We start from the raw sequence: 20226 nt of genomic DNA, 5'->3' as shown, positions 1-20226 counted from the left end.
GTCTCCCCATACCACAACAACGAGGACCAAGGCCCGAAGCCACGGCTTGTTTCCCGGCAAGCCCTAACTACACGGCATTGGCACTAGATCGCCAGCGACAGCAGCACCGGCGCGGCGTTGCGGTTCAGCGTGTCCGCGGCGCGGCGCAGCCGGTGGGCGTGCTCCACGGGCAGGGACAGCGCGAGGCAGCCCACCGAGGAGCCCGCGGTGATCGGGACGGCCGCGCAGACCGTGCCGATCGCGTACTCCTGGAGGTCGAGGACGGGCACGGTGGGCGGCTGGGCGTCCAGGCGGGAGAGCAGGAGCCTCTCGCTGGTGATGGTCCGCGAGGTGAGGCGGGCCATCTTGTGCCGGGCCAGGTGGTCGCGGCGGCCCCGGTGGTCGAGCTGGGTGAGCAGGCTCTTGCCGATCGCGGTGGCGTGCGCCGAGTAGCGGAAGTCGACCCACTCGTTGGCCTTCGGCGTGTCCTGGCTGTCGGCGTACTGCGTGACCCGGACCTCGCCGTCGACGTACCGGCTGAGGTAGACGGCGGCGCCGACCGAGTCGCGCAGCCGGTCCAGGGTCCGCTGGAGCTGCTCGCGCAACGCCTGGTCGCGGCCGTGGGCGGAGCCGAGGCGGGCGAGGGCCTCGCCGGTGACGTACGCACCGCCGGCGACCTGCTCGACGTACCCCTCGCGGCGCAGCATGCGCAGCAGCGGTGTCAGCCGCTCCCGGCCGAGGCCGGTGTGCCGGGCGAGCTGTGTGTCGGTGACTCCGACGGGGTGCCGCGCCACGGTCTCCAGGATGCGCAGGGATTCCTGAGCGGAGCGGTTGGGGGCGGTCGGCCCGGCCTTCACTTCAACCCCCTCGCCTTGAGGTTGCCGGGGCACGTGCAGGTCGGCCGGGGCCCGGGAGGGGTATCCCCCCGGAAAAGCACAGTAGCGCCACGGTGGTCTCCCTGGTGCGCTTGCTTGTGGGGCCGCAATCCGGTCAACAGCCTCTTCCACGATAGCCGTCAAAAAGCCTGGAGGAAGCGGTTGTTGACGAGATTGCGGCCCTTCTCAACTGCGGCGCTGGCACTCTGGCATATGCCAGAGTCACCAGCCGGTGCCCGGACCTCGGACCTCGGCCCGGTCACGTGCCGTCATCACAGCACCGCGCTGAGGAATTCCCGTGTCCGGTCGTGCTCCGGATCGCTGAAGATCTTCTCCGGCGGGCCCGACTCGATGACGTGACCGGAGTCGAACATCAGGACCTGGTCGGAGATGTCCCGGGCGAAGTTCATCTCGTGCGTCACACAGAGCATCGTGATGTCCGTGGAGCGTGCGATGTCCCTGAGGACGTCCAGGACGCCGGCCACCAGCTCCGGGTCCAGCGCCGAGGTGACCTCGTCGAGCAGCAGCACCTGCGGCCGCATCGCCAGCGCCCGCGCGATCGCGACGCGCTGCTGCTGGCCACCGGAGAGCTGCGCGGGGCGCTTATCGATGTGCTCGGTCAGCCCCACCAGCTCCAGCAGTTCGCGCGCCCGCTCCTCGGCCGCGTCCTTGGACATGCCGAGCACGGTCACCGGGGCCTCGGTGATGTTCCTCAGGACCGTCATGTTCGGGAACAGGTTGAACTGCTGGAACACCATCCCGATCTTCTTGCGGACCTCGCGGACCTGCTTCTCGGGCGCCGGGAACAACTGCTCGCCGTCGACGGTGATCGTGCCCTCGTCGGGCTTGAGCAGCGTCATCAGCAGCCGCAGGATCGTGGTCTTGCCCGACCCGGACGGCCCGATCAGCGTGACGTGCTTGCCGGGGGCCACGGAGAAGTCGAGGTTGTCGAGGACGACGTGGTCCCCGAACCGCTTGGTGACCCGCTCCAGGCGGATCAGCTCGTTGTTGCCCGTCCCGGTCGGCTTCTTCTCGGGATCGTGCTGGATGTCAGGGGTGTCGGTGGACAAGGCGTCGCTCCAGGGATCGCAGGAGAAGGGAGGCCAGGTAGGAAACGACGATGAAGGCCACGCCGATCACCGTCAGGGGCTCGGTGAACTGGAACGTCTGCTGGGCGAACAGGCGAGCCTCACCGAGCATCTCCAGCACGGTGATCGCCATCAGCAGCGGCGTGTCCTTGAGCATCGAGATGACGTAGTTGCCCAGGGCGGGCACGACCCGGCGGATGGCCTGCGGCAGGATCACCGCGCTCCACGTCCGCCGCAGCGGCAGGTTCAGCGCCGTCGCGGCCTCCCACTGGCCGACCGGCACGGCCTCGATACCGGCCCGGTAGACCTGCATGGTGTACGTCGAGTAGTGCAGCCCGATCGCGAAGACACCGGTCGTCAGCGCCGAGAAGGTCACGCCCCACTCGGGCAGCACATAGAACAGGAAGAACAGCTGCACCAGCAGCGGCGTGTTGCGGATGAACTCCGTCACCACCCCGACCGGCCAGCGCACCCAGCGGGTCGGCACCCGCATCAGCAGCGCCCACACCAGACCCACCGCGAAGGAGATCACCGAGCCGAGGACCAGCGCCTGCAGGGTGACCAGCAGGCCGTCCCAGAAGTACGGCATGAAGTCGGAGACCGCGCTCCAGTCCCAGTTCATCCGACACCTCCGGCCTCAGGCACGCGCACGGCCGCCACCTTCTTCTCCGGCTTCTTGCCGACCCCGGCCTTCAGCTTCTTCTCCAGACCGCGCATGACGCGGGTGAGCAGGAAGGCGATCACGAAGTAGATCACCAGGATGTACGTGTAGATCTCCGCGCTCTCCTGCAGCGCGAGCCGCACCAGGTTGGCGCTGAACGTCAGATCGCCCAGGTTGATGATCGACACCAGGGCGGTGCCCTTGAGCAGCTCGACCAGCAGGTTGGAGAACGGCGGGATCATCTCCGGCACCGCCTGCGGCAGCATGATCAGCCGCATCCGCTGCCAGGGCGTGAAGCTGAGCGCGATCCCGCCCTCCTTCTGCGCCGGGTCGACGGCGTTCAGCGCGCCGCGCACGATCTCCGCGCCATACGCGCCGTAGGTCATCCCGAGCGCCAGCGCGCCCGCCCACAGGGGCACCAGCTGCCAGCCGAAGGCGACCGGCAGTACGAAGTACACCCAGAAGAGCATCACCAGGGCCGAGGTCCCGCGGAACACCTCGGTGTAGAAGCCCGCGAGGAAGCGGACGATCCACAGCCGGTGGGTGCGCGCGATGCCGACGACGAAGGAGATCGCCGCGCCCAGCAGCGCGCTGAAGACCAGCAGCTGGATGGTGACCCAGACGCCCTTGAGTACGAGTTCCCAGAGTCCCGAGGTCATCCGCCGCAGAGCTCCTTCGCGGTCAGATCGGTCATCTCGGCCTTGGTGAAACCGAACGGTTCGAGCACGCGGAACAGTTCCCCGCTGCGCTTCATCTTGTGCAGCTCGACATTGAAGGCGTCCCGCAGCTTCGTCTCGGTCGGCCGGAAGGCGAAGCCGCCCCCGTCGACATGCGGCTTGCCGTCGACGATCGGCTTGAAGGGCTCGGTCGCCTCCGCCTTGGTGGACTTCTCCACCACCAGACGGGTGGTCAGCGCCGTACCGGCGAAGACGTCGACGCGGCCGGCCTCCACCGCGTTCAGACCCGCGACCTGGTCGGGCACGATGAGGATGTCGCCGCGCTTGTACCCGGCTTCGACCGCGTAGCCGATCTCCGCGTAGCCGGTTCCGGTGGCGAACTTCGCCCGCTTCTCGACGACGTCCTTGTAGTCGTGCAGCCCGAGCGGATTGCCCTTGCGCACGATGAAGGAGTCGAGCATCTGATAGTCGGGGTCGGAGAAGATGACCTCTTGGCAGCGCTCGGGGTTGATGTACATCCCGGCGGCCACGATGTCGAACTGCTGCGACTTGAGGCCGGGGATCAGGGAGCCGAACTCGCTCGGCACGGGCTGTACCCGGTCGACCCCGAGCCGCTTGAAGATGATCTTCGCGAGTTCCGGTGCCTCGCCGGTCATTTCGCCGTCTGTACTGATGTACCCGAAGGGGATCTCGCCCGCGATCCCGAGCCGGGCCACGCCGGCCGCCCGGAGCCGCTCCAGCAGGTCACCGCCGTCGGTACTGGAAGCGGTGGCCACGCGGGAGCAGCCGGCGGCCCCCAGTGCGCCGAGCGCCGCAACCCCCGCGAGCAGCGACCGACGTGTGGGCCCCGAGGCGTCCGCACGCGATCTGAGTGTCGGTGTACGTGACTGTGTTCGTGATGGAATCCCAAATGGTGGAGCCATGGGCGCGCGACTACCCGAAGGCACACGAAGTATGCACCCTGGAGGGCATGACTGATCGGTTCATCGAGCTGTCACTGGCCAAGCGCGACGTCCACTGCACGGCGAAACTGCTGGACGACCGCGCACCTCTCACCTGCAAGGCCGTGTGGGATGCCCTCCCGCTGAGCGGCGACGTCTACCACGCCAAATACGCCCGAAACGAGATCTACGCCCTTTTCCCGCCCTTTGCGCCAGCCGAGCCGCCGCTGGAGAACCCGACCGTCACCCCCATCCCCGGCGACCTCTGCTACTTCGCCTTCGCCGGTACGGAACTGGGGACCAAGTCCTACGGCTACGACCGTGATGTCCGCGCCGGCACCACCCTGGTCGACCTGGCCCTCTTCTACGAGCGCAACAACCTCCTCCTCAACGGCGACGTCGGCTGGATCCCCGGCATCGTCTGGGGGCAGGTCGTCGAAGGCCTGGAGGAGATGGCCCGCGCGTGCAACGACCTGTGGCGCTCCGGGGCGGCGGGGGAGACGCTGAGCTTCCGGAGGGCGTGAGCGAACCCGCGGCGCGCTGGTGCGCAAGGGGGCGTGCCCCGCACCAGTGCGCCAGGGGGATGCTTCACTGCACCAGTGCGCAGCGGAAGCCGCCTCACGCCTGCACGAGCGGCTCCTTGCTGAACAGCGCTCCGAGCGCCGGCGCGTTCACCCGCCGGTCCGTCAGCCGCAGGGCCTCCCAGACGGTGACCTGGTTCGCCGTCAGGACCGGCTTGCCGAGTTCCTTCTCCAGGGCCGGGATGTGGGCGGCCGTGTGCAGAGCAGTGTCGGGCATGAGGAGGGCCTCCGCCTCGGGACGGTCGGCCGCGCGGGCGAGGGCGAACACCTCGGCCTCGCCCCACGTCCCGACCTCCGCCGCGGTGATGATGCCGGAGGGCCGGACGCCGGCCACCTCGATGCCGGCCGCGGCCAGGAAGTCCGCGAACAGGTCCGCCACGTCGTCCGGGTAGGTCGCCCCGATCGCGACCCGCCGCGCCCCGACCTCCCGTACCGCGTGCACGAACGCGAAGGACGTCGACGACGCCGGCATGCCCGCCGCCATGGCCAGCGTGCGCACCTGCTCGTGCGCGCCCTCCCAGCCGTGCACGAAACTGCCGCTGGTGCAGGCCCACACCACCGCCTCGGCACCCGCGTGCCGCAGCTCCTGCACGCCGGCCGCCAGCCGCTGCGGCGAGCCCATCTCGCACAGCGCGTCGACCCGGTGCGCGTCCTCGCCGATGTCCGTGTGAACGACATCCACCCGGATGTCACTGCCCAGGAGCTGCTCGATACGTGGATAGTCGTCCTCGGCCGAGTGGCCCGGGTAGAGGAATCCGAGTGCGGTCATGTCCAGCCTTCCTGCTGCTGCTCTTCTTCGGGCCATACGGGACCGGGCCGCGCCGCCGGATCGGTCAGCGCCTGATACGACCCCACCGCGGGAGTACCCAATCGGCGCAGCGCCGCCCACATCGTCACCTGGTTGGCCGAGATGACCGGCATCCGCAACTCGGCCTCCAGCTGCGGGATCACGTCGTACGTGGGCAGATTCGTGCAGGAGATGAAGAGCGCCTCCGGAGGGGCGCCCAGTTTTCCCCGCGTCCCACGCACCGCCCTTCGCGCCATGTCGGCGACCTGCCGGTACGGCACCTTCCAGATATGCCGGGTCAGCCCCATGTACGCGCGCCCGGTGACCGTGACGCCCGCCTGTTTCATGTACCGCTCGAGGGACCGGGTCACCGACACGGTGTACGGCGTCACCAGCGCCACCCGCTGCACGCGCAGCTCGGCCAGCGCCTCCAGCAGCGCGCCCGAGGTGGTGACGGAGGGCACCGCGCCCGCCCGGGTCATCGCCTCGCACAACGCGCGCTCGCCCGCGATGCCGCCGACGAAACTGCCCGAGGTGCAGGCGTAGCCGATGACCTCGGGCGAGATGGCGTTCAGGGTGCGCACCGCCTCGCCGAGGGTCTCGTGCTCACTCACCAGCCGGGCGAGGTCGAGGCTGACCTCGACCGGCACAAAAGGGGTGCGTGTCAGATGGAGCGATATGTCGTCGGGGACCCAGCGCCACAGCTCGCGGTCCAGCGCGAAGTCGAAGGGGGCGACGACGCCGACACCACGTTGTGGGCCCGGCCCGCCGAGAAACGAGACGTCCATGGCAGGCACCGCCTCACGCGCGAAGGAGTAGGGCAACGGATCGTTCGCACGCCCGTGTTGACGAAGGTAGGGTTCGGTGCGAGCGTGGTCAAACCTCGCATGTCAGACGCCCGCCAGAGGGCGCCGGAAACGCCGCCGGAAACACCGCTGAAACACCGAGAAACGGCTGCTCATGACCACGCCCACGCTGCTCGTTCTGGAAGCAGACCCGCCGCCCCGTCTGGGCCGCCTCACCGGCCGGGCCCGGATCGTGCACACGGACGAATCCGCGCTGCCCGAGCACCTGCCGCACGCCGACGTACTGCTCGTGTGGGACTTCACCTCGCGGGCGGTGCGCGAGGCCTGGCCGGGCGAAGGGCCACGGCCGCGCTGGGTGCACACGGCGAGTGCCGGCGTGGACCACCTGCTCAGTCCCGAGCTGGTCGCCTCCGACACCGTGGTGACCAACGCCCGCGGCGTCTTCGACCGGCCGATCGCCGAGTACGTCGCCGCCCTCGTCCTGGCGATGGCCAAGGACCTGCCGCGCACCCTGGAGCTCCAGCGGGAGCGGACCTGGCGGCACCGCGAGTCGCTGAAGGTCGCCGGCACCCGGGCCTGCGTGATCGGCGCCGGGCCGATCGGCCGGGCGATCTGCAGCACACTGGGGGCGCTCGGGATTACGACCGCGCTCGTCGGCCGCACCCCGCGCTCCGGCATCCACGGCCCCGACGACCTGGACCGGCTGCTGTCCCGCGCCGACTGGGTGATCGCGGCGGCGCCGCTGACCGAGGACACGCGCGGCATGTTCGACGCCCGCCGGTTCGGCGTGATGCAGCCCTCCGCCCGGTTCATCAACGTCGGCCGCGGGCAGCTCGTCGTCGAGGAGGCGCTCGCCGACGCGCTGACCAGGCAGTGGATCGCCGGGTCCGCCCTGGACGTCTTCGAACACGAGCCCCTCACCCCCGACAGCCCGCTGTGGCAGGTCCCCGGCCTGATCGTCTCCCCGCACATGAGCGGCGACACGATCGGCTGGCGGGACGAACTCGGCGCCCAGTTCGTGGAGTTGTACGAGCTCTGGGCGGCGGGCAGACCTCTGGTGAACGTGGTCGACAAGGACCGCGGGTACGTACCCGGACACTGAACGTCCCCGGGAGGGCGGATGACCCAGCTGACCCAGCTCACCGAGCTCACGGCCGCAGGGCTGATCGAGGGCTACCGCACGGGCGAGTTCAGCCCCGTGGAAGCCACCCGCGCGGCGCTGGAGCGGGCCGAGGAGATCCAGCCGGAGGTGAACGCGTTCGTCCGCCTCACCCCCGAGGACGCCCTCGCCCGCGCCCATGAGTCGGAGGAACGCCGGCGGCGCGGCGAGCCGGCCGGCCCGCTGGACGGCGTGCCGGTCACCGTCAAGGACATCCTGCTGCTGCGCGGCGCCCCGACCCTGCGCGGCTCGAAGGCCGTCCCCGAGCAGGGCCGCTGGGACGAGGACGCGCCCTCCGTGGCCCGGCTGCGCGAGAGCGGTGCGGTCTTCCTGGGCAAGACGACCACCCCCGAGTTCGGCTGGAAGGGCGTGACCGACTCGCCGCTCAGCGGGGTGACCCGCAACCCGTACGACCCGACGCGCACCGCGGGCGGCTCCAGCGGCGGCAGCGCGGCGGCGGTGGCCCTCGGCGCGGGCCCGCTGTCGCTGGGCACGGACGGCGGCGGCAGCGTGCGCATCCCGGCGTCCTTCTGCGGCATCTTCGCGCTGAAACCGACGTACGGCCGCGTGCCCCTGTACCCGGCGAGCGCCTTCGGGACGCTGGCCCACGTGGGGCCGATGACCCGGGACGCGGCGGACGCGGCGCTGCTGATGGACGTCATCGGCGTCCCGGACGCCCGCGACTGGTCGGCGCTGGGCCCGGCGCCGGGCTCCTTCACGGCGGCGCTGGCGGGTGGCGTGCACGGGCTGCGGGTGGCGTACTCGCCGACCCTGGGCGGCCAGGTGGCGGTACGGCCCGCGGTCGCCGCGGCGGTACGGCAGGCGGTGGAGCGGCTGGCGGACATGGGCGCGTACGTCACCGAGACCGACCCCGACCTCACCGAGCCGGTGGACGCCTTCCACACCCTGTGGTTCAGCGGAGCGGCCCGGGTGACCCAGCACTTCGGGCCGCACCAGCGGGAGCTGATGGACCCCGGCCTGCGCGAGATCTGCGCCTTCGGCGCCCGCTACTCGGCGCTGGACTACCTGGCCGCCGTGGACGTCCGTATGGACCTGGGCCGCCGCATGGGCCTCTTCCACGAGTCGTACGACCTCCTGGTCACGCCGACCCTGCCGATCACGGCGTTCGAGGCGGGCGCCGAGGTGCCGAAGGGTTCCGGCCACCGGGGCTGGACGGGGTGGACGCCGTTCACGTACCCGTTCAACATGACCCAGCAGCCGGCGGCGTCGGTACCGGTCGGCGCGGACGGCGACGGCCTGCCCATCGGCCTCCAGCTGGTGGCCGCCCGGCACCGGGACGACCTGGTGCTGCGGGTGGCGCACGCGCTGTACGAGGCCGGGGTGGCCACCCCGGCGCACGCCGGAGCACAACGCGCCGGGGAATAAGCGGAGACCGTCTCCTGTTCTGCTCACGCGGAACCGCAGGCACGCGACAGGAGGCACCCACCGTGGCGGCAGAGGACACCCGAAGCGACGGAAACGGCACCCGGCGAGCTCTCCGAACCGGCGGCGGGGAAACGCACTCCGACGGCCGTGAAACGCACTCCGACGGCACCGTGCCCGGTACCGGTGGCGATGGCACCAGGCCCGGCGCAGGGCGCCCCGACGGCACCGGGCCCGGCGAGGCCCGGGCTACCGCGCACGGCGCCGGTGGTGACGGCATCCGCGGTACCGCGCACGGCACCGCCCCCGTCCCCCTCTCCGTCCTCGACCTCGTCACGGTCGGCGCCGGGCGCACCGCCCGCGACGCCCTGCGCACCAGCGTCGACCTCGCCCGCCTCACGGAGTCCCGCGGCTTCCACCGCTACTGGGTCGCCGAGCACCACTCCATGCCCGGCGTCGCCTCGTCCTCGCCCGCCGTGATCCTGGCCCACCTCGCCGCCCACACCGACCGCATCCGGCTCGGTTCGGGCGGCGTGATGCTGCCCAACCACGCCCCGCTGGTCATCGCGGAGCAGTTCGGCACGCTGGAGGCCATGGCGCCGGGCCGGATCGACCTGGGCCTCGGCCGCGCCCCCGGCACGGACGGCGCCACCGCCGCCGCCCTGCGCCGTACGGACCTCCCTCACTCGGGCGCCGACGACTTCCCCGAGCAGCTCGCCGAGCTGGTCCGGTTCCTGGACGACGACTTCCCCGACGGCCACCCCTACCGCCGGATCCACGCCGTTCCCGGCCCCGTCCAGGGCACCTCGCCGGGCGGCGTGCAGTCCCCGCACCGCCCGCCGGTCTGGCTGCTCGGCTCCTCCGGGTTCAGCGCCCGGCTCGCCGGCATGCTCGGCCTGCCGTTCGCCTTCGCCCACCACTTCTCGGCGCAGAACACGATCCCGGCCCTGGACCTGTACCGGGAGTCCTTCCGGCCGTCCGCCGTGCTGGACGAGCCGTACGCCCTCATCGGCGTCTCCGTCCTCGCCGCCGACGACGAGAAGGAGGCGCGGCGGCAGGTGCTGGCCACGGGGCTGAACATGGTCCGGCTGCGCACCGGCCGTCCCGGCCTGTTCCCGGCGCCGGAGGAGGCGGAGGCGTACGAATTCAGCCCGATGGAGCGGGAGTTCATCGACTCCTGGACCGCGAACATCGTGCACGGCGCGGTCGACGCGGTGCGCGAGGGCCTGGACGACCTTTACAAGCGCACCGGCGCCGACGAGTTGATGCTCACCAGCCACGCCCACCGCGGCGAACTACGCCTGCGCTCCTACGAACTGCTCGCGGACGCCTACGGTTTGCCGACGGCCTGAATCCCCGGCGCCCCCAGCAGCTCGGAAATGCGATCCGGCGGCACCGGCCGTGAGTACAGCCAGCCCTGGCCGGTGTCGCAGCCGATCCGGCGCAGGCGGGTGGCCTGGGAGGAAGTCTCCACGCACTCCGCGGTGACGGTCAGGCCCAGCCGGTGGGCGAGCTGGATCATCGCCTCGACAACGACCTCGTCGGCCGGGTTCGGGCGGGCGCCGGCGGCGTTGTTCTCGTCGTAGTCGTACTGGAAGCCCCGTACGAACGAGCCGTCCAGCTTCAGCACCGACACCGGCAGGCGGCTCAGATACGCCAGGTTGGAGTAGCCGGTGCCGAAGTCGTCGATGGCGATGCGCACACCCGTCTCGCTCAGCGCCTGGAGGGCCTGCAACGGGCGCCCGGCCGAGCCCATCACCGCCGACTCCGTGAGTTCCAGCTGGAGCAGGTGCGGGTCAAGGCCCGTCTCCGCCAGGGTCTCGGCCACGTCCGCGACCAGGTCGGAGTCCCAGACCTGGCGGACCGCCACGTTCACGCTGACGAAGATCGGCGGCTCGTCCGGGTGGTCCAGCTGCCAGCGGCGGGCCTGCCGGCAGGCCGTGCGCAGCACCCAGCGGCCTAGCGGCACGATCGAGCCGTCCTCTTCCGCAAGTCCGATGAACCGATTCGGCGTCAGTACGCCGAACTGAGGATGATTCCAGCGCACCAGCGCCTCGACGCCGTGCACCCGGTCGTCCTCCATGCCCACCAGCGGCTGGTACTCCAGCGTGAACTCGCCGCGTTCGATGGCCGGGCGGAGCGTGGAGGCCAGCGCCTGGCGGGTCATACGGTGGGCGTTGCGCTCCGGGTCGAACAGCGTCCAGCGGGCCTTGCCGTCGGCCTTCGCCCAGTACAGCGTCGTGTCGGCGGCCTGCATCAGGGCGGTCGGCGTGGTGCCGGCGGCGTGCCGTTCGACGACGCCGATGGAGGCCGACACCGACAGGCGCTGGCCGGAGATGTCGAACGGGGCCTGAATCGCCGTCAGGGCCGACTCGGCGAGTTCCGCGAGCTGTTCGGTGCCCGTGGAGTCCTCGACGAGCAGCGCGAACTCGTCGCCGCCGAGCCTGGCCACCAGCGGCGTGTTCGTCCTGGCGTACCCGGCCTCGTCGGCGCACCGCTTCAGCCGCTCGGCCACGGCCGCCAGCAGCCGGTCGCCGACGCGGTGCCCGAGGGTGTCGTTGACGGCCTTGAAGCCGTCCAGGTCGAGATAGCACAGCCCGATCCGGCCGGTGCCGCCCTCCTCGTACGCCTCCGCCTCCATCGCGGCCGTCAGGCGCTCGAAGAACAGCGTGCGGTTGGGCAGCCGGGTCACCGGGTCGTGCATCTGCAAGTGCCGCAGCCGGGCCTGGAGTTCGCGGCGGGCGCTGATGTCCGCGACCGACAGCAGCACGCCCCGCTCCTCGCCGGGCAGCGGCGCCACCGTCGCCTGCACCCACAGCGAGCGCCCGTCGGGATTCTTCAGGCGGCGGGTGCAGCGCAGCCTGGCCTGCCGGCCGCGCAGCACCTCGCGGTAGGCGTGCCAGGTGCGGGCGTCGGACGACAGGTCGACCAGGTCCGCGGCCACGGCACCGGCCAACTCCGCGGCGGGCATGCCCAGCAGCGCGCCGAGCATGTCGTTGGCGCTGACCACCACGCCCTCGCGGTCCACGACGGCCATGGCGAGCGGGGCGGCCGCGAAGACGGAACGGTAGGGCAGCATCGGCGGCAACTCAGCACGAGGAGGCGTCTCGATCTCACTCTCTGTGATGGCCGGCCCGAGGAGGTCTCCTGCGGGCGCCGGCCCTTCGGACGTTCCGCTCACCGCTCGCTCCCGCAGTGCACTCGATCTTGTCCGTGCAGGAAAGGTCAGGAAGTGTGCCGATCATAGATGGTGGCCTCAGGTCCTTCCAGCCACCATCCAGTGTCCCGGACTCCGGGGCGTTTGTGACAGATCGTTTCTGCCCGCACCTGGACAGCTTCTTCAGGCCGCCGACCAGTTGTGACGTTCCGTGAGTGTTTCGGGGTGTCGGCGCGGGCCGGTTCTTCGGGACTTCTTCGGGTCCCTCACCCATCCGGTGCAGGCAAACAGGACGTAGTACGACAAACTCCCACAGGCTGGATGCGGTGTCCCGTGAACCGCACCCGGAGGTCCCTGTGCCGCGCCCGTTCCCGCGCCGCCGACTGCGCAGCACTGCGGCCGTGTTCACCATCATGTCGGCGCTCGCCGCCACCTCCCTCGTGGGCGCCCCGTCCGTCGCCGAGCCCTTCTCGACGGCGCCCTGCGCCCTCGAACGCACCGACGCCCACCACTCCGAGGGTGTGGACACCTGGAACGCCGCCTATCCGCAGCCGACCCGCCGACTGGACGCCGTCATGGTGTTCCTGTCCTTCCCGGACTCCCACCCGCTGACCACACCCGCCGAACTGACCGCCGACCACTTCCCGGCCACCAGCCGCTTCTTCCGGCGCGCCTCCTATGGCCGGTTCACGCTGCACCCGCACCCGCTGCGGCACTGGACCCCGATGCCCCGCCCGTCCACCGCGTACTCCATACAGCGCGACTGGAGCGCCGCGCACCGGGCCCTGTACCTGCGCGACGCGCTCGCCGCGGCCGACGCGCAGGTCGACTTCTCGCGCTACGACGTCGTGTACTTCGTCGCCGACCCGGACGCGCCCGGCGTGGACTCGGACGCCACGAAGGTCGTCAACCTGGAGGCCCCGCTACGGGCCGACGGCACCGACCTGCGGCGGATCGTCACGGTGTTCGAGAAGCATCCGCCCGACCGGCTCGTCCTGGCCCACGAGACCGGCCACGTCTTCGACCTGCCCGACCTGTACCACCGGCCCGTCGACGGCAAGGGCGACTGGGACACCTACGTCGGCGACTGGGACCTGATGGGAAGTCAGTTCGGCCTGGCGCCCGACCTGTTCGGCTGGCACAAGTGGAAGCTCGGCTGGCTGGAATCCCGCCAGGTGGCGTGCGTGGGCGGCACCGGTCGGACCCGGCTCACCCTGGAGCCGCTCGGGGCCGGGCCCGGCGTGCCGGTCACGGGCGCCGCCGGGGCGCCGGCCTTCGGGCTGGGGCGCGGCACCAAGCTGGCGGTCGTGCGCACCGGCCCCGACAGCGCGCTCGCCTTCGAGGCGCGCGGCCCCCTCGGCAACGACGCCGGCGTCTGCCGCACGGGCGTCCTCGTCTACCGGGTGCGCAGCGGCGCCGAGTCCGGCGGCGGCCCCATCGAGGTGATCGACGCCCATCCGGACACCGAGGCCTGCTGGGAGGACTCCGTCTACCCGCCCCTCGCCGACGCCCCGGTCGCCCTGGGCGAGAGCTTCACGGTGCCGGGGGAGGGCACGCGGGTGGAGGTGGAGGACCGCACGGCTTCAGGGGCGTGGACGGTGAAGATCACGCCTGGGTGAGGGAGGCCTTCGGACCGCGCGGGCATACAACGCGGCATACAAAGAGCCCCTCGCCTGCGCGAGGGGCTTCTTCGGTGTCGTGCGCCGCCAGGGACTCGAACCCCGGACCCGCTGATTAAGAGTCAGCTGCTCTAACCAACTGAGCTAGCGGCGCCTGCTGACGTCGTAGACCTTAGCACCCTGATCCTCAGGAGGAAAAATCGATATCCGCAAGGCCGCGCGGGCCGCCCGCACGGCCGCCCACAGCAGCACCTCCGGGCCCGGTAACCAGGGCTGACGCGTGTCCGGCGCGACCAGCCAGCGGCAGCCGGACCGGTCGGCGCAGGCGGCACCGGCCGGCGCCGGGACGGTCACCGCGTCACCGGTGCCGTGGCACAGCAGCGGCGGGATCGCCGTCGTACGACAGTCCTCGCGGCCGTCCGCCCCCCACTCCTCCCACTCCAGCAGCGTCGGCAGCCGCTGGGCCGTGCCCGGCGCGGCGAACAGCAGCATACGGCCCCGGAACTCCGCGACCGGCCCCGAGCCCGGGCCCTCCTCCCACAGCCGGTCGAGCATCCGGCGCCCGAAGATCGCGGGCGCGGTGACCACGTCGAAGGCGGTGCCGCAGGGCAGCACGACCGGGGCGTCCGGCCGCTCCTCCCAGAGCGCGAGGGTGCTGCGCGGATACCGTCCCGCCGAGGCGAGCCAGGCAGCGCCGTATGTGGTGACGTCCGACGCGTTCGGTGTACTGCTCATGCCACCTACGTCTACCGGCCGTGAGTGCCCGGCTGCCGCGGGTTGCGGGAATTCGGGACAGGAGGGCGGAGGGAGCGGTATCTTGCCCGCCTGGCATATGCCGCACCGGTCGTGACCTGGCCGGTTTTGATCACACCGGGTCGACGTGCCCCGGGCCCTCGCCGCCGCGCATCAGATCGCGGCCGAACTCGACCATCTTCTTGGCGTAGTCCTCGGTCCACTCGGCCCGCTCGGCGATGTCCGCGGGCGTGAGCCGGTCGAACCGCCGCGGGTCGGCCAGCTGCGCCGCCGCGATCGCCTGGAACTCCACCGCCCGGTCGGCCGCCGCACGGAACGCCTGCGTCAGCTCCGTCGCCCGGTCCAGCAGCGCGCGCGGATCGTCGATCGACTCCAGGTCGAAGAAGTGCTCCGGGTCGGAGGCCGCCTCCGCGGGCTCGAAGAGCAGGGGCGCGGGGCGTAGCCGCGGTTCGTTCCGACGCGGCGTGGGCTCCGCCATGTCTTCGCCTCCTCGTAGGTCGCGGGTGACCCCCCTGTGGAGTGGGCCACCACCCATTGTCTCGCGCAACGCAAGAGTGCGTGCGCCGACGGGGCGCCGAGGCACCGGTCACGGCTGCCAGGCCACCTGGTGCTGCGCCAGCTTGGCCAGCACCGCGTGGTTCGCCTCCCAGCCGTCCGGGAACTTCACGACCGTGCCCAGCTGGACCGGTTCCGTCGACGGGTAGGCGTCCAGCAGGTCGCTCACGCCCGCGCGGCAGATCACGATGCACGCGTGCCGGTGGCGGGAGGCCAGGACGCACAGGCGGCCCGTCTCCAGGTGGAACGCGGTGGCGTCGGGGCGGCCGGAGAGCGGGTGGAGGACGACCGTCACGTCGTACTCGCGGCCCTGGAGCCGGTTCGCCGTGTCCACGGTGACGTCGGTGACGCCGAGCTCGGCCAGGGCCGCCCGGACGGCCGCCGCCTGGTCGCGGTGCGCGGTGCCGACGGCGATCCGGTCGGCGGACAGGGGCGCGGGATCCGGCGCGCGCTCCGAGACAGCCGCGCCGTCCCGGTCCAGCACGCGCCGTACGACCGTGGCGACCGCCCGTACCGCCTCGGGATCCGTGCGCGGGGTGTGCCGGGCGGGCAGTTCCAGCAGGCCCCAGCCGGACTCGGCTGCCTCGTCGATCACCCGGTCGGGGCCCGAGCCGTCCGAGGGGACGGCGAAGGCGAGGCGGCGGTCGCCGTGGCCGGTGCCGCTGCGGAACGGGGTGTACGGGTAGAAGGCGTCCGACACCAGGGGCGCCGCCGACGCGGGCAGGCGCCAGGACACCGGCAGGCGGTGCTGCGGCAGGGCGGGGTTATGGGCGAGGAGCGTGGTGACGGCGGAGGCGGAGGGATCGTACGACAGGCCCGCCCACTGTTCGCTGCCGACGATCGCGAACGGGTCCAGCTGGCCGGGATCCCCCACGAACAGCGCCCGCTCGAACAGCCCGGCCACGGCCAGCAGGGAGTCCGAGCGCATCTGGTAGGCCTCGTCCACGATCGCGTGCCGCCACGGCTCGTCAGTCCTGACGTGCGCCCACTTGGCGGCGGTGGACAGCACGATCGGGAGTCCGGTGAGGTCGGCGGCCTTCGCGGACGTGCGGACCTGCGGCAGCTCGTCCAGCGCCTTGTCGTACGCGTCGGTGTCGCTGCTGTGCAGCCGGCCCACCGGCAGCTCGGGGTTCTTCTCGGCCAGGCGCAGGACCAGGTCGTCGACCTGGGCGTTGGTCTGTGCGACGACCATCAGGGGGCGCCCGGCGTCGGCCAGTTCGAGTGCCGCGCGTACGACGAGCGTGGACTTGCCGGCGCCGGGCGGGGAGTCGACGACGACACCGCGTTCCGAGCCGTGCAGGGTGTCGTGCAGGATCGCGTCGGTGGCGCGAGTAGCCGCGACGCCGGGGTCGGTGGCGGTCTCGGCCTCCGGCGGGCGGGTGGCGGTCACAGCGCGTCCTCCTCGGTCACCGGGTCGGCAGCCTCCGGCACCGCCTCACCTGGCGGTCCGCCGTGCGTCCACGGCGTCTGCTCCGGGTCGGGGAGCTTCGCGCCGCCCCGCTGCTCGTGCTCGAAGAGGGTGAAGCACACCTGGTCGCCCTTCTCCGGCACGGACCCGGCGTCGGGTTCCTTGCCGCGGCCCATCTTGTCGAGGGTCCGCAGGACGATCAGGGCGCCGCCGGCTCCGTCGTTCTCGTAGCCGACGAACTCGGCCGCCTGCGGTTTCCCGCCCAGCGAGCGGTACACCTTCGCCCGCTCCCCGAGATGCGGCCGGTCCTCCGTGCGGACCGTGACCAGCGGGCGGGGGCTGGGCCGCTTGCTCTGGCTGTACGCCATGACCACGTCCGTGACCTCGCCCGCGAACGCCTCCCCGGCCAGCCGCCGCCCGGCCATCACCAGCGGGTCGTCGAGCGCCTCCTGTGCCTCCAGGCGGGCCTGCTCCCGCTCGCGCGTGGCGAGCTTGTTCGCGGCTGTGACCGCGTCGTCGCGGCGCGGCTGCGGAGGCTCGCCCGCCAGGACGCGGTCGCGGTGGCCGGTGAACGACCAGCGGTCGCGCGTCCACCGGTCCTCGACGCGCCCGCCCTCGGGCAGCTCCCGCAGCAGGTCAAGACCCCGCCACACCGCGTCCCAGGTGGGCCGCGTCCGGCTCTCGACCAGCGCGCGGATCTCCCGCTCGGCGGCGGTGAGGGCGGCGAGCCGGTCGTCGGCCGCCAGGCCGTCCTCGGCGGTGGCCAGCGCGGTGCGGGCGCGGGCGTGGCGCTCGATGGCCGGGGCGAGCAGCTTGTTGTCGAACGCCGGGTCGGTGGCCGGTCCGGCGGGCGGGCACACCAGCTGGCCGGCCTCGTCGCGCGCGAGCTCGGCCCGCAGCGCGGCCCCGGCGCCGGTCAGGCCGTCCGGCGGGTCGATCCAGGCGAGCAGTGCCCCGAGGTGCTGGTCCTCCAGGCTGGACTGCCCGGTCGCCCAGTGCCGGGCCAGCAGGTCCGTCATCGCCAGCAGCAACGAGGAGCCGGGCACCCGGGCCCGTTCCCCGAAGTGGGTCAGCCATCGCCCGAGCAGCGGCACGCGCGGCGGTGCGGGGTGCGGCGCCTCCGGGTCCTGCTCCGCCGTGCGCCTGAAGCGCATGGAGCGGCCCAGCAGCCGTACGAACGCGATGCCCGGGCGGCTCGGCACGATCAGCTGGGGCGCGTCCGCGCACAGGTCGACCTCGACCTTGACCCGCTTGCCGGTCTCCGGGTCGGTCTCGGTGCGCTCGGCGGCCGCCACGGAGTCCGCGTACGCGTCGACGTACGGCAGCACGATGTCGGCCAGGTCGGCGAGGAACGCGAAGCGCAGGTCGCGGTCGTACGGCTGCGGTACGACCAGCAACCGCGGCGCGTCCCGGTCCGTACCGACCAGCGCGCCGAGCGGGGCGGCGGCCTCACCGGCGGTGGTGAGCGGCACGAGCACCAGGGGCCGCTCGGCCAGGTGCCGGTGCCGGACGGTGGCGGCGGGCTGCGCGCGGCCGGAGCTGACGGCTTCGAGGCGGGCGAGGGTGGCGATCAGCGACACGGGGTGGCCTCCCGGCCGGACGCGGTGTGCTGGGTGGAAGCGGTGTGCTGGGCAAAAGCGTGGTGCTGGGCGGCGGTCAGTGCCTCCGCGCGCAGTTGTGCCGCCCGCCGGAGTGCCGCCACCGCCGGGTCGGACGGGTCGCCGCTGTCGCCGCGGGCCGCGGCGAGGACGTCCCCGACCGTGGTCAGGCCGCCCAGTTCGGCGCGCACCGGACGGCCGAGGGAGGTCACCGCTCCCATCTCGCGGGAGCGGGCGCGGCAGTGGAAGGCCAGCTCGCACGCGGACAGGCACTCCGGCGCGTACGTCGCCGGGACCGACTCGACGGCGGCCGTCAGCCGGTCGGCGGGCAGGTCGGGCGAGAAGCACGTGCCCTCGGGGAGAGTGCCGGCGATGTCCTCCATGCGGGTGAGGCGGGCCAACTGGCGGGCGGTGACCGCACGCTGCTTGCGGATGTCGACGGCGGCCGCGGTGGCCAGGTTGGAGAAATCCCGGGGGCACACGAGCAGGATCCGGTGCCGTACGCCGGGCGGGGGATCGAGGCGGGCGGCGACCTGCTCCAGCGCCAGCACGTACACCGCGGCCTGGCGGGCGGCCGCGCCGACCTTCGCCGGGTCCGAAGAGCCGTCCAGCATCGGGAAGGACTTGATCTCGACGATCGTCCAGCTCCCGTCGGGGTGCACCACCACCGCGTCCGGCTCCAGGAACGCGGGCGAGCCGGCGACGTCGAGTGCGAGCATCGGGTGGTCCAGCAGCGTCCACGCGCCCGGCGCGGCGGTGGCCTCGCGCAGAGCCAGCGCCGTACGCGCTGCGCGGCCCTCGGGGCCGGTCGCGGACAGCTCCGGCACGCGCGCGGCCGTGGGCGGCTCGGTGGCCGGGTCGAGCCGGTCGCGCACCAGCCGCAGCAGCTCCGCGCCGCCGTCCGCCTTGACTCGCGCCTCGAACGCGTTGCCCCGCATGAACGCGAACTGGGACTGCCCGAACACCGACGGCGAGCCCAGCGCGCTCGCCAGCGCCGCCTTGTTCACCCCCGCGCCGTCCAGGATCGCGCGCCGCTCGCAGCCGGGGTTGGCGGCGAGGGCGGCCAGCGCGCGCGCGTCCAGCGCCTTGGCCGGTACGTCCGGACCGCGCAGCTCAGCGAGCCGCTGCCGCAGCGCCGTCCCCCGCGCCCGGGGGAGAGGCACCGGGCTCGGCTCCTGGTTCGAACCGTGACTCGCGTTGCCGTGGAATTCGCTCACCCGCGGAAGTCTGGCATCCGCCACTGACAATTGAGGCCTGTGGTGCGGTCTGTGCGCCACGGGAGCCGGCGGCGACCGGTACGACGCGCACGACGATCCGCTCCTTGACCCGGTTCAGGCAGCGCGTCACCAGCGGCGTCAGCAGCAGCCCGGCGCCCATGACGGCCGCGCCCGCGACCGCGTCGAGGAGGTAGTGGTTCGCGGTGCCCACCACCACGATCGTGGTCACCAGTGGGTAGACGACACCGGCTGCCTTCGCCGGACGCGTGCCGCCGTACCGCCACAGCATCACTCCGCACCACAGGGCCCAGCCCACGTGCAGGCTGGGCATCGCCGCGTACTGGTTCGTCATGCCGCCCAGACCCCGCGGGGCGCTGGCGTCAGCGCCCCACCAGCCGTACGAGCTGTAGTGGGCCATCGTGTCGACGAAGCCGTGGGCCGGGGAGAGCAGGCGGGGCGGGCAGGTCGGCAGCAGGGTGAAGCCGATCAGGCCGATGAAGGTGGACGTCATCAGCCACGTGCGGGCGGCGCGGTAGTGCGCGGAGCGGGATCTGAAGAGCCAGATCAGGATCGCGGGCGTGACCAGGTAGTGCAGCGAGGCGTACCAGAAGTCGGCCGGGATGCCGAGCCAGGGTTCGCGCGTGAAGAGCCGGTTGAGGGGGTGCTCGGCGTTGAGGCGCAGCACCTTCTCGATGTGCAGGATGGCCAGGCCGTGGTCGACGGCGGCGGCGACGTCGTCGCGGACGAGCAGGCGGCCCGCAGAATAGCAGCCGTACAACAGCAGGATCAGCGGCAGTTCGGTCCACCAGCGCAGCCGGGTCCGGGTCCGGGTCCGCGGGGTTATGTCGGAGCCCGGTGACTCGGTGTGCGGCATCCGGTGGCCTCCCCCTTCGTTGTCGTGCCACTGTACGGCGTAGGTGAGCGCCCCCCGGGGGGCGCCCCTGGCACTTCAAGACGCTGAGATCGCCCGGTGGGTTGCCCC

At 72.2% G+C, this 20226-nt stretch carries 19 protein-coding genes and 1 tRNA gene; 5 read left to right on the top strand and 15 right to left on the bottom strand.

Annotated elements, in window-relative coordinates; translation table 11 throughout:
* Positions 1–83 precede the first annotated feature (83 nt).
* From H8R17_RS09905 to ehuB, 5 genes are all read right to left on the bottom strand, one after another.
* Positions 84–836 (bottom strand): IclR family transcriptional regulator C-terminal domain-containing protein, encoded by a 753-nt coding sequence (locus H8R17_RS09905; RefSeq protein ID WP_187822762.1) that lies wholly within the window; start codon positions 834–836, stop codon positions 84–86.
* A 290-nt stretch (positions 837–1126) separates the two neighbouring features.
* Entirely contained in the window at positions 1127–1903 is a 777-nt protein-coding gene (ehuA, locus tag H8R17_RS09900; RefSeq protein ID WP_316959363.1) for an ectoine/hydroxyectoine ABC transporter ATP-binding protein EhuA, read from the bottom strand.
* Position 1904: 1 nt separating this feature from the next.
* On the bottom strand, positions 1905–2564 hold the full coding sequence (gene ehuD / locus H8R17_RS09895) for an ectoine/hydroxyectoine ABC transporter permease subunit EhuD (protein ID WP_187822761.1): 660 nt from the start codon (positions 2562–2564) through the stop codon (positions 1905–1907).
* Positions 2561–3262, bottom strand: coding sequence for an ectoine/hydroxyectoine ABC transporter permease subunit EhuC (gene ehuC / locus H8R17_RS09890; RefSeq protein WP_187822760.1), 702 nt, complete (start codon positions 3260–3262; stop codon positions 2561–2563). Before ehuC ends, ehuD begins: the two co-directional genes overlap by 4 nt.
* Positions 3259–4203, bottom strand: a complete 945-nt coding sequence (ehuB, locus tag H8R17_RS09885; protein ID WP_187822759.1) for an ectoine/hydroxyectoine ABC transporter substrate-binding protein EhuB — start codon at positions 4201–4203, stop codon at positions 3259–3261. The genes ehuC and ehuB overlap by 4 nt, the downstream gene beginning before the upstream one ends.
* A 47-nt stretch (positions 4204–4250) precedes the next feature.
* Here ehuB and H8R17_RS09880 point away from each other — a divergent pair, with 47 nt between their 5' ends.
* Positions 4251–4745, top strand: coding sequence for a DUF3830 family protein (locus H8R17_RS09880; RefSeq protein ID WP_187822758.1), 495 nt, complete (start codon positions 4251–4253; stop codon positions 4743–4745).
* A 94-nt stretch (positions 4746–4839) separates the two neighbouring features.
* Here H8R17_RS09880 and H8R17_RS09875 read toward each other — a convergent pair whose 3' ends face one another.
* Together H8R17_RS09875 and H8R17_RS09870 are read right to left on the bottom strand one after the other, a co-directional pair.
* Positions 4840–5571: an aspartate/glutamate racemase family protein gene (locus H8R17_RS09875; protein WP_187822757.1), complete on the bottom strand. Its 732-nt coding sequence runs from the start codon at positions 5569–5571 to the stop codon at positions 4840–4842.
* On the bottom strand, positions 5568–6377 hold the full coding sequence (locus H8R17_RS09870) for an aspartate/glutamate racemase family protein (protein WP_187822756.1): 810 nt from the start codon (positions 6375–6377) through the stop codon (positions 5568–5570). The genes H8R17_RS09875 and H8R17_RS09870 overlap by 4 nt, the downstream gene beginning before the upstream one ends.
* A gap of 172 nt (positions 6378–6549) precedes the next feature.
* Between H8R17_RS09870 and H8R17_RS09865 the strand changes: the two genes are divergently transcribed.
* The 3 genes from H8R17_RS09865 to H8R17_RS09855 all read left to right on the top strand — a co-directional run bounded on the left by H8R17_RS09865 (position 6550) and on the right by H8R17_RS09855 (position 10289).
* The gene (locus tag H8R17_RS09865) at positions 6550–7497 is read left to right on the top strand and encodes a D-2-hydroxyacid dehydrogenase (RefSeq protein ID WP_187822755.1); all 948 of its coding nucleotides are present in this window, start codon (positions 6550–6552) and stop codon (positions 7495–7497) included.
* Positions 7498–7524: 27 nt separating this feature from the next.
* Positions 7525–8940: an amidase gene (locus tag H8R17_RS09860; protein WP_187822778.1), complete on the top strand. Its 1416-nt coding sequence runs from the start codon at positions 7525–7527 to the stop codon at positions 8938–8940.
* Between the two features lie 275 nt (positions 8941–9215).
* The gene (locus H8R17_RS09855) at positions 9216–10289 is read left to right on the top strand and encodes an LLM class flavin-dependent oxidoreductase (RefSeq protein ID WP_187822777.1); all 1074 of its coding nucleotides are present in this window, start codon (positions 9216–9218) and stop codon (positions 10287–10289) included.
* Here the strand turns inward: H8R17_RS09855 and H8R17_RS09850 are convergent.
* Positions 10268–12118 carry a bifunctional diguanylate cyclase/phosphodiesterase gene (locus H8R17_RS09850; RefSeq protein WP_187822754.1) on the bottom strand — a complete coding sequence of 617 codons (1851 nt, stop codon included), beginning with the start codon at positions 12116–12118 and terminating at the stop codon, positions 10268–10270. The two genes, H8R17_RS09855 and H8R17_RS09850, sit on opposite strands and share 22 nt — an antisense overlap.
* Before the next feature lie 332 nt (positions 12119–12450).
* Here H8R17_RS09850 and H8R17_RS09845 point away from each other — a divergent pair, with 332 nt between their 5' ends.
* Entirely contained in the window at positions 12451–13713 is a 1263-nt protein-coding gene (locus H8R17_RS09845; protein WP_187822776.1) for a M6 family metalloprotease domain-containing protein, read from the top strand.
* A gap of 80 nt (positions 13714–13793) precedes the next feature.
* Here the strand turns inward: H8R17_RS09845 and H8R17_RS09840 are convergent.
* The 7 genes from H8R17_RS09840 to H8R17_RS09810 all read right to left on the bottom strand — a co-directional run bounded on the left by H8R17_RS09840 (position 13794) and on the right by H8R17_RS09810 (position 20118).
* Positions 13794–13867 (bottom strand) — tRNA-Lys (locus tag H8R17_RS09840).
* A complete protein-coding gene (locus H8R17_RS09835) occupies positions 13858–14529 on the bottom strand; it encodes a bifunctional DNA primase/polymerase (protein ID WP_399476508.1) in 672 nt (223 codons plus the stop codon). Before H8R17_RS09835 ends, H8R17_RS09840 begins: the two co-directional genes overlap by 10 nt.
* A gap of 49 nt (positions 14530–14578) precedes the next feature.
* Positions 14579–14944, bottom strand: coding sequence for a hypothetical protein (locus H8R17_RS09830; RefSeq protein ID WP_187822752.1), 366 nt, complete (start codon positions 14942–14944; stop codon positions 14579–14581).
* 108 nt (positions 14945–15052) lie between these two features.
* Positions 15053–16411 (bottom strand): AAA domain-containing protein, encoded by a 1359-nt coding sequence (locus H8R17_RS09825; RefSeq protein ID WP_187822751.1) that lies wholly within the window; start codon positions 16409–16411, stop codon positions 15053–15055.
* Positions 16408–18009: a hypothetical protein gene (locus H8R17_RS09820; RefSeq protein ID WP_187822750.1), complete on the bottom strand. Its 1602-nt coding sequence runs from the start codon at positions 18007–18009 to the stop codon at positions 16408–16410. Before H8R17_RS09820 ends, H8R17_RS09825 begins: the two co-directional genes overlap by 4 nt.
* Positions 18000–19190 (bottom strand): hypothetical protein, encoded by a 1191-nt coding sequence (locus tag H8R17_RS09815; protein WP_316959360.1) that lies wholly within the window; start codon positions 19188–19190, stop codon positions 18000–18002. The genes H8R17_RS09820 and H8R17_RS09815 overlap by 10 nt, the downstream gene beginning before the upstream one ends.
* Positions 19141–20118: a phosphatase PAP2 family protein gene (locus H8R17_RS09810; RefSeq protein WP_187822749.1), complete on the bottom strand. Its 978-nt coding sequence runs from the start codon at positions 20116–20118 to the stop codon at positions 19141–19143. The genes H8R17_RS09815 and H8R17_RS09810 overlap by 50 nt, the downstream gene beginning before the upstream one ends.
* Between the last annotated feature and the right edge of the window lie 108 nt (positions 20119–20226).

It is taken from the genome of Streptomyces sp. TRM68367 (genome assembly GCF_014495685.1).
GTDB lineage: Bacteria > Actinomycetota > Actinomycetes > Streptomycetales > Streptomycetaceae > Streptomyces.
Note: the sequence above shows the minus strand (reverse complement) of the source record. Positions and strands in the feature narration are given on the sequence as shown.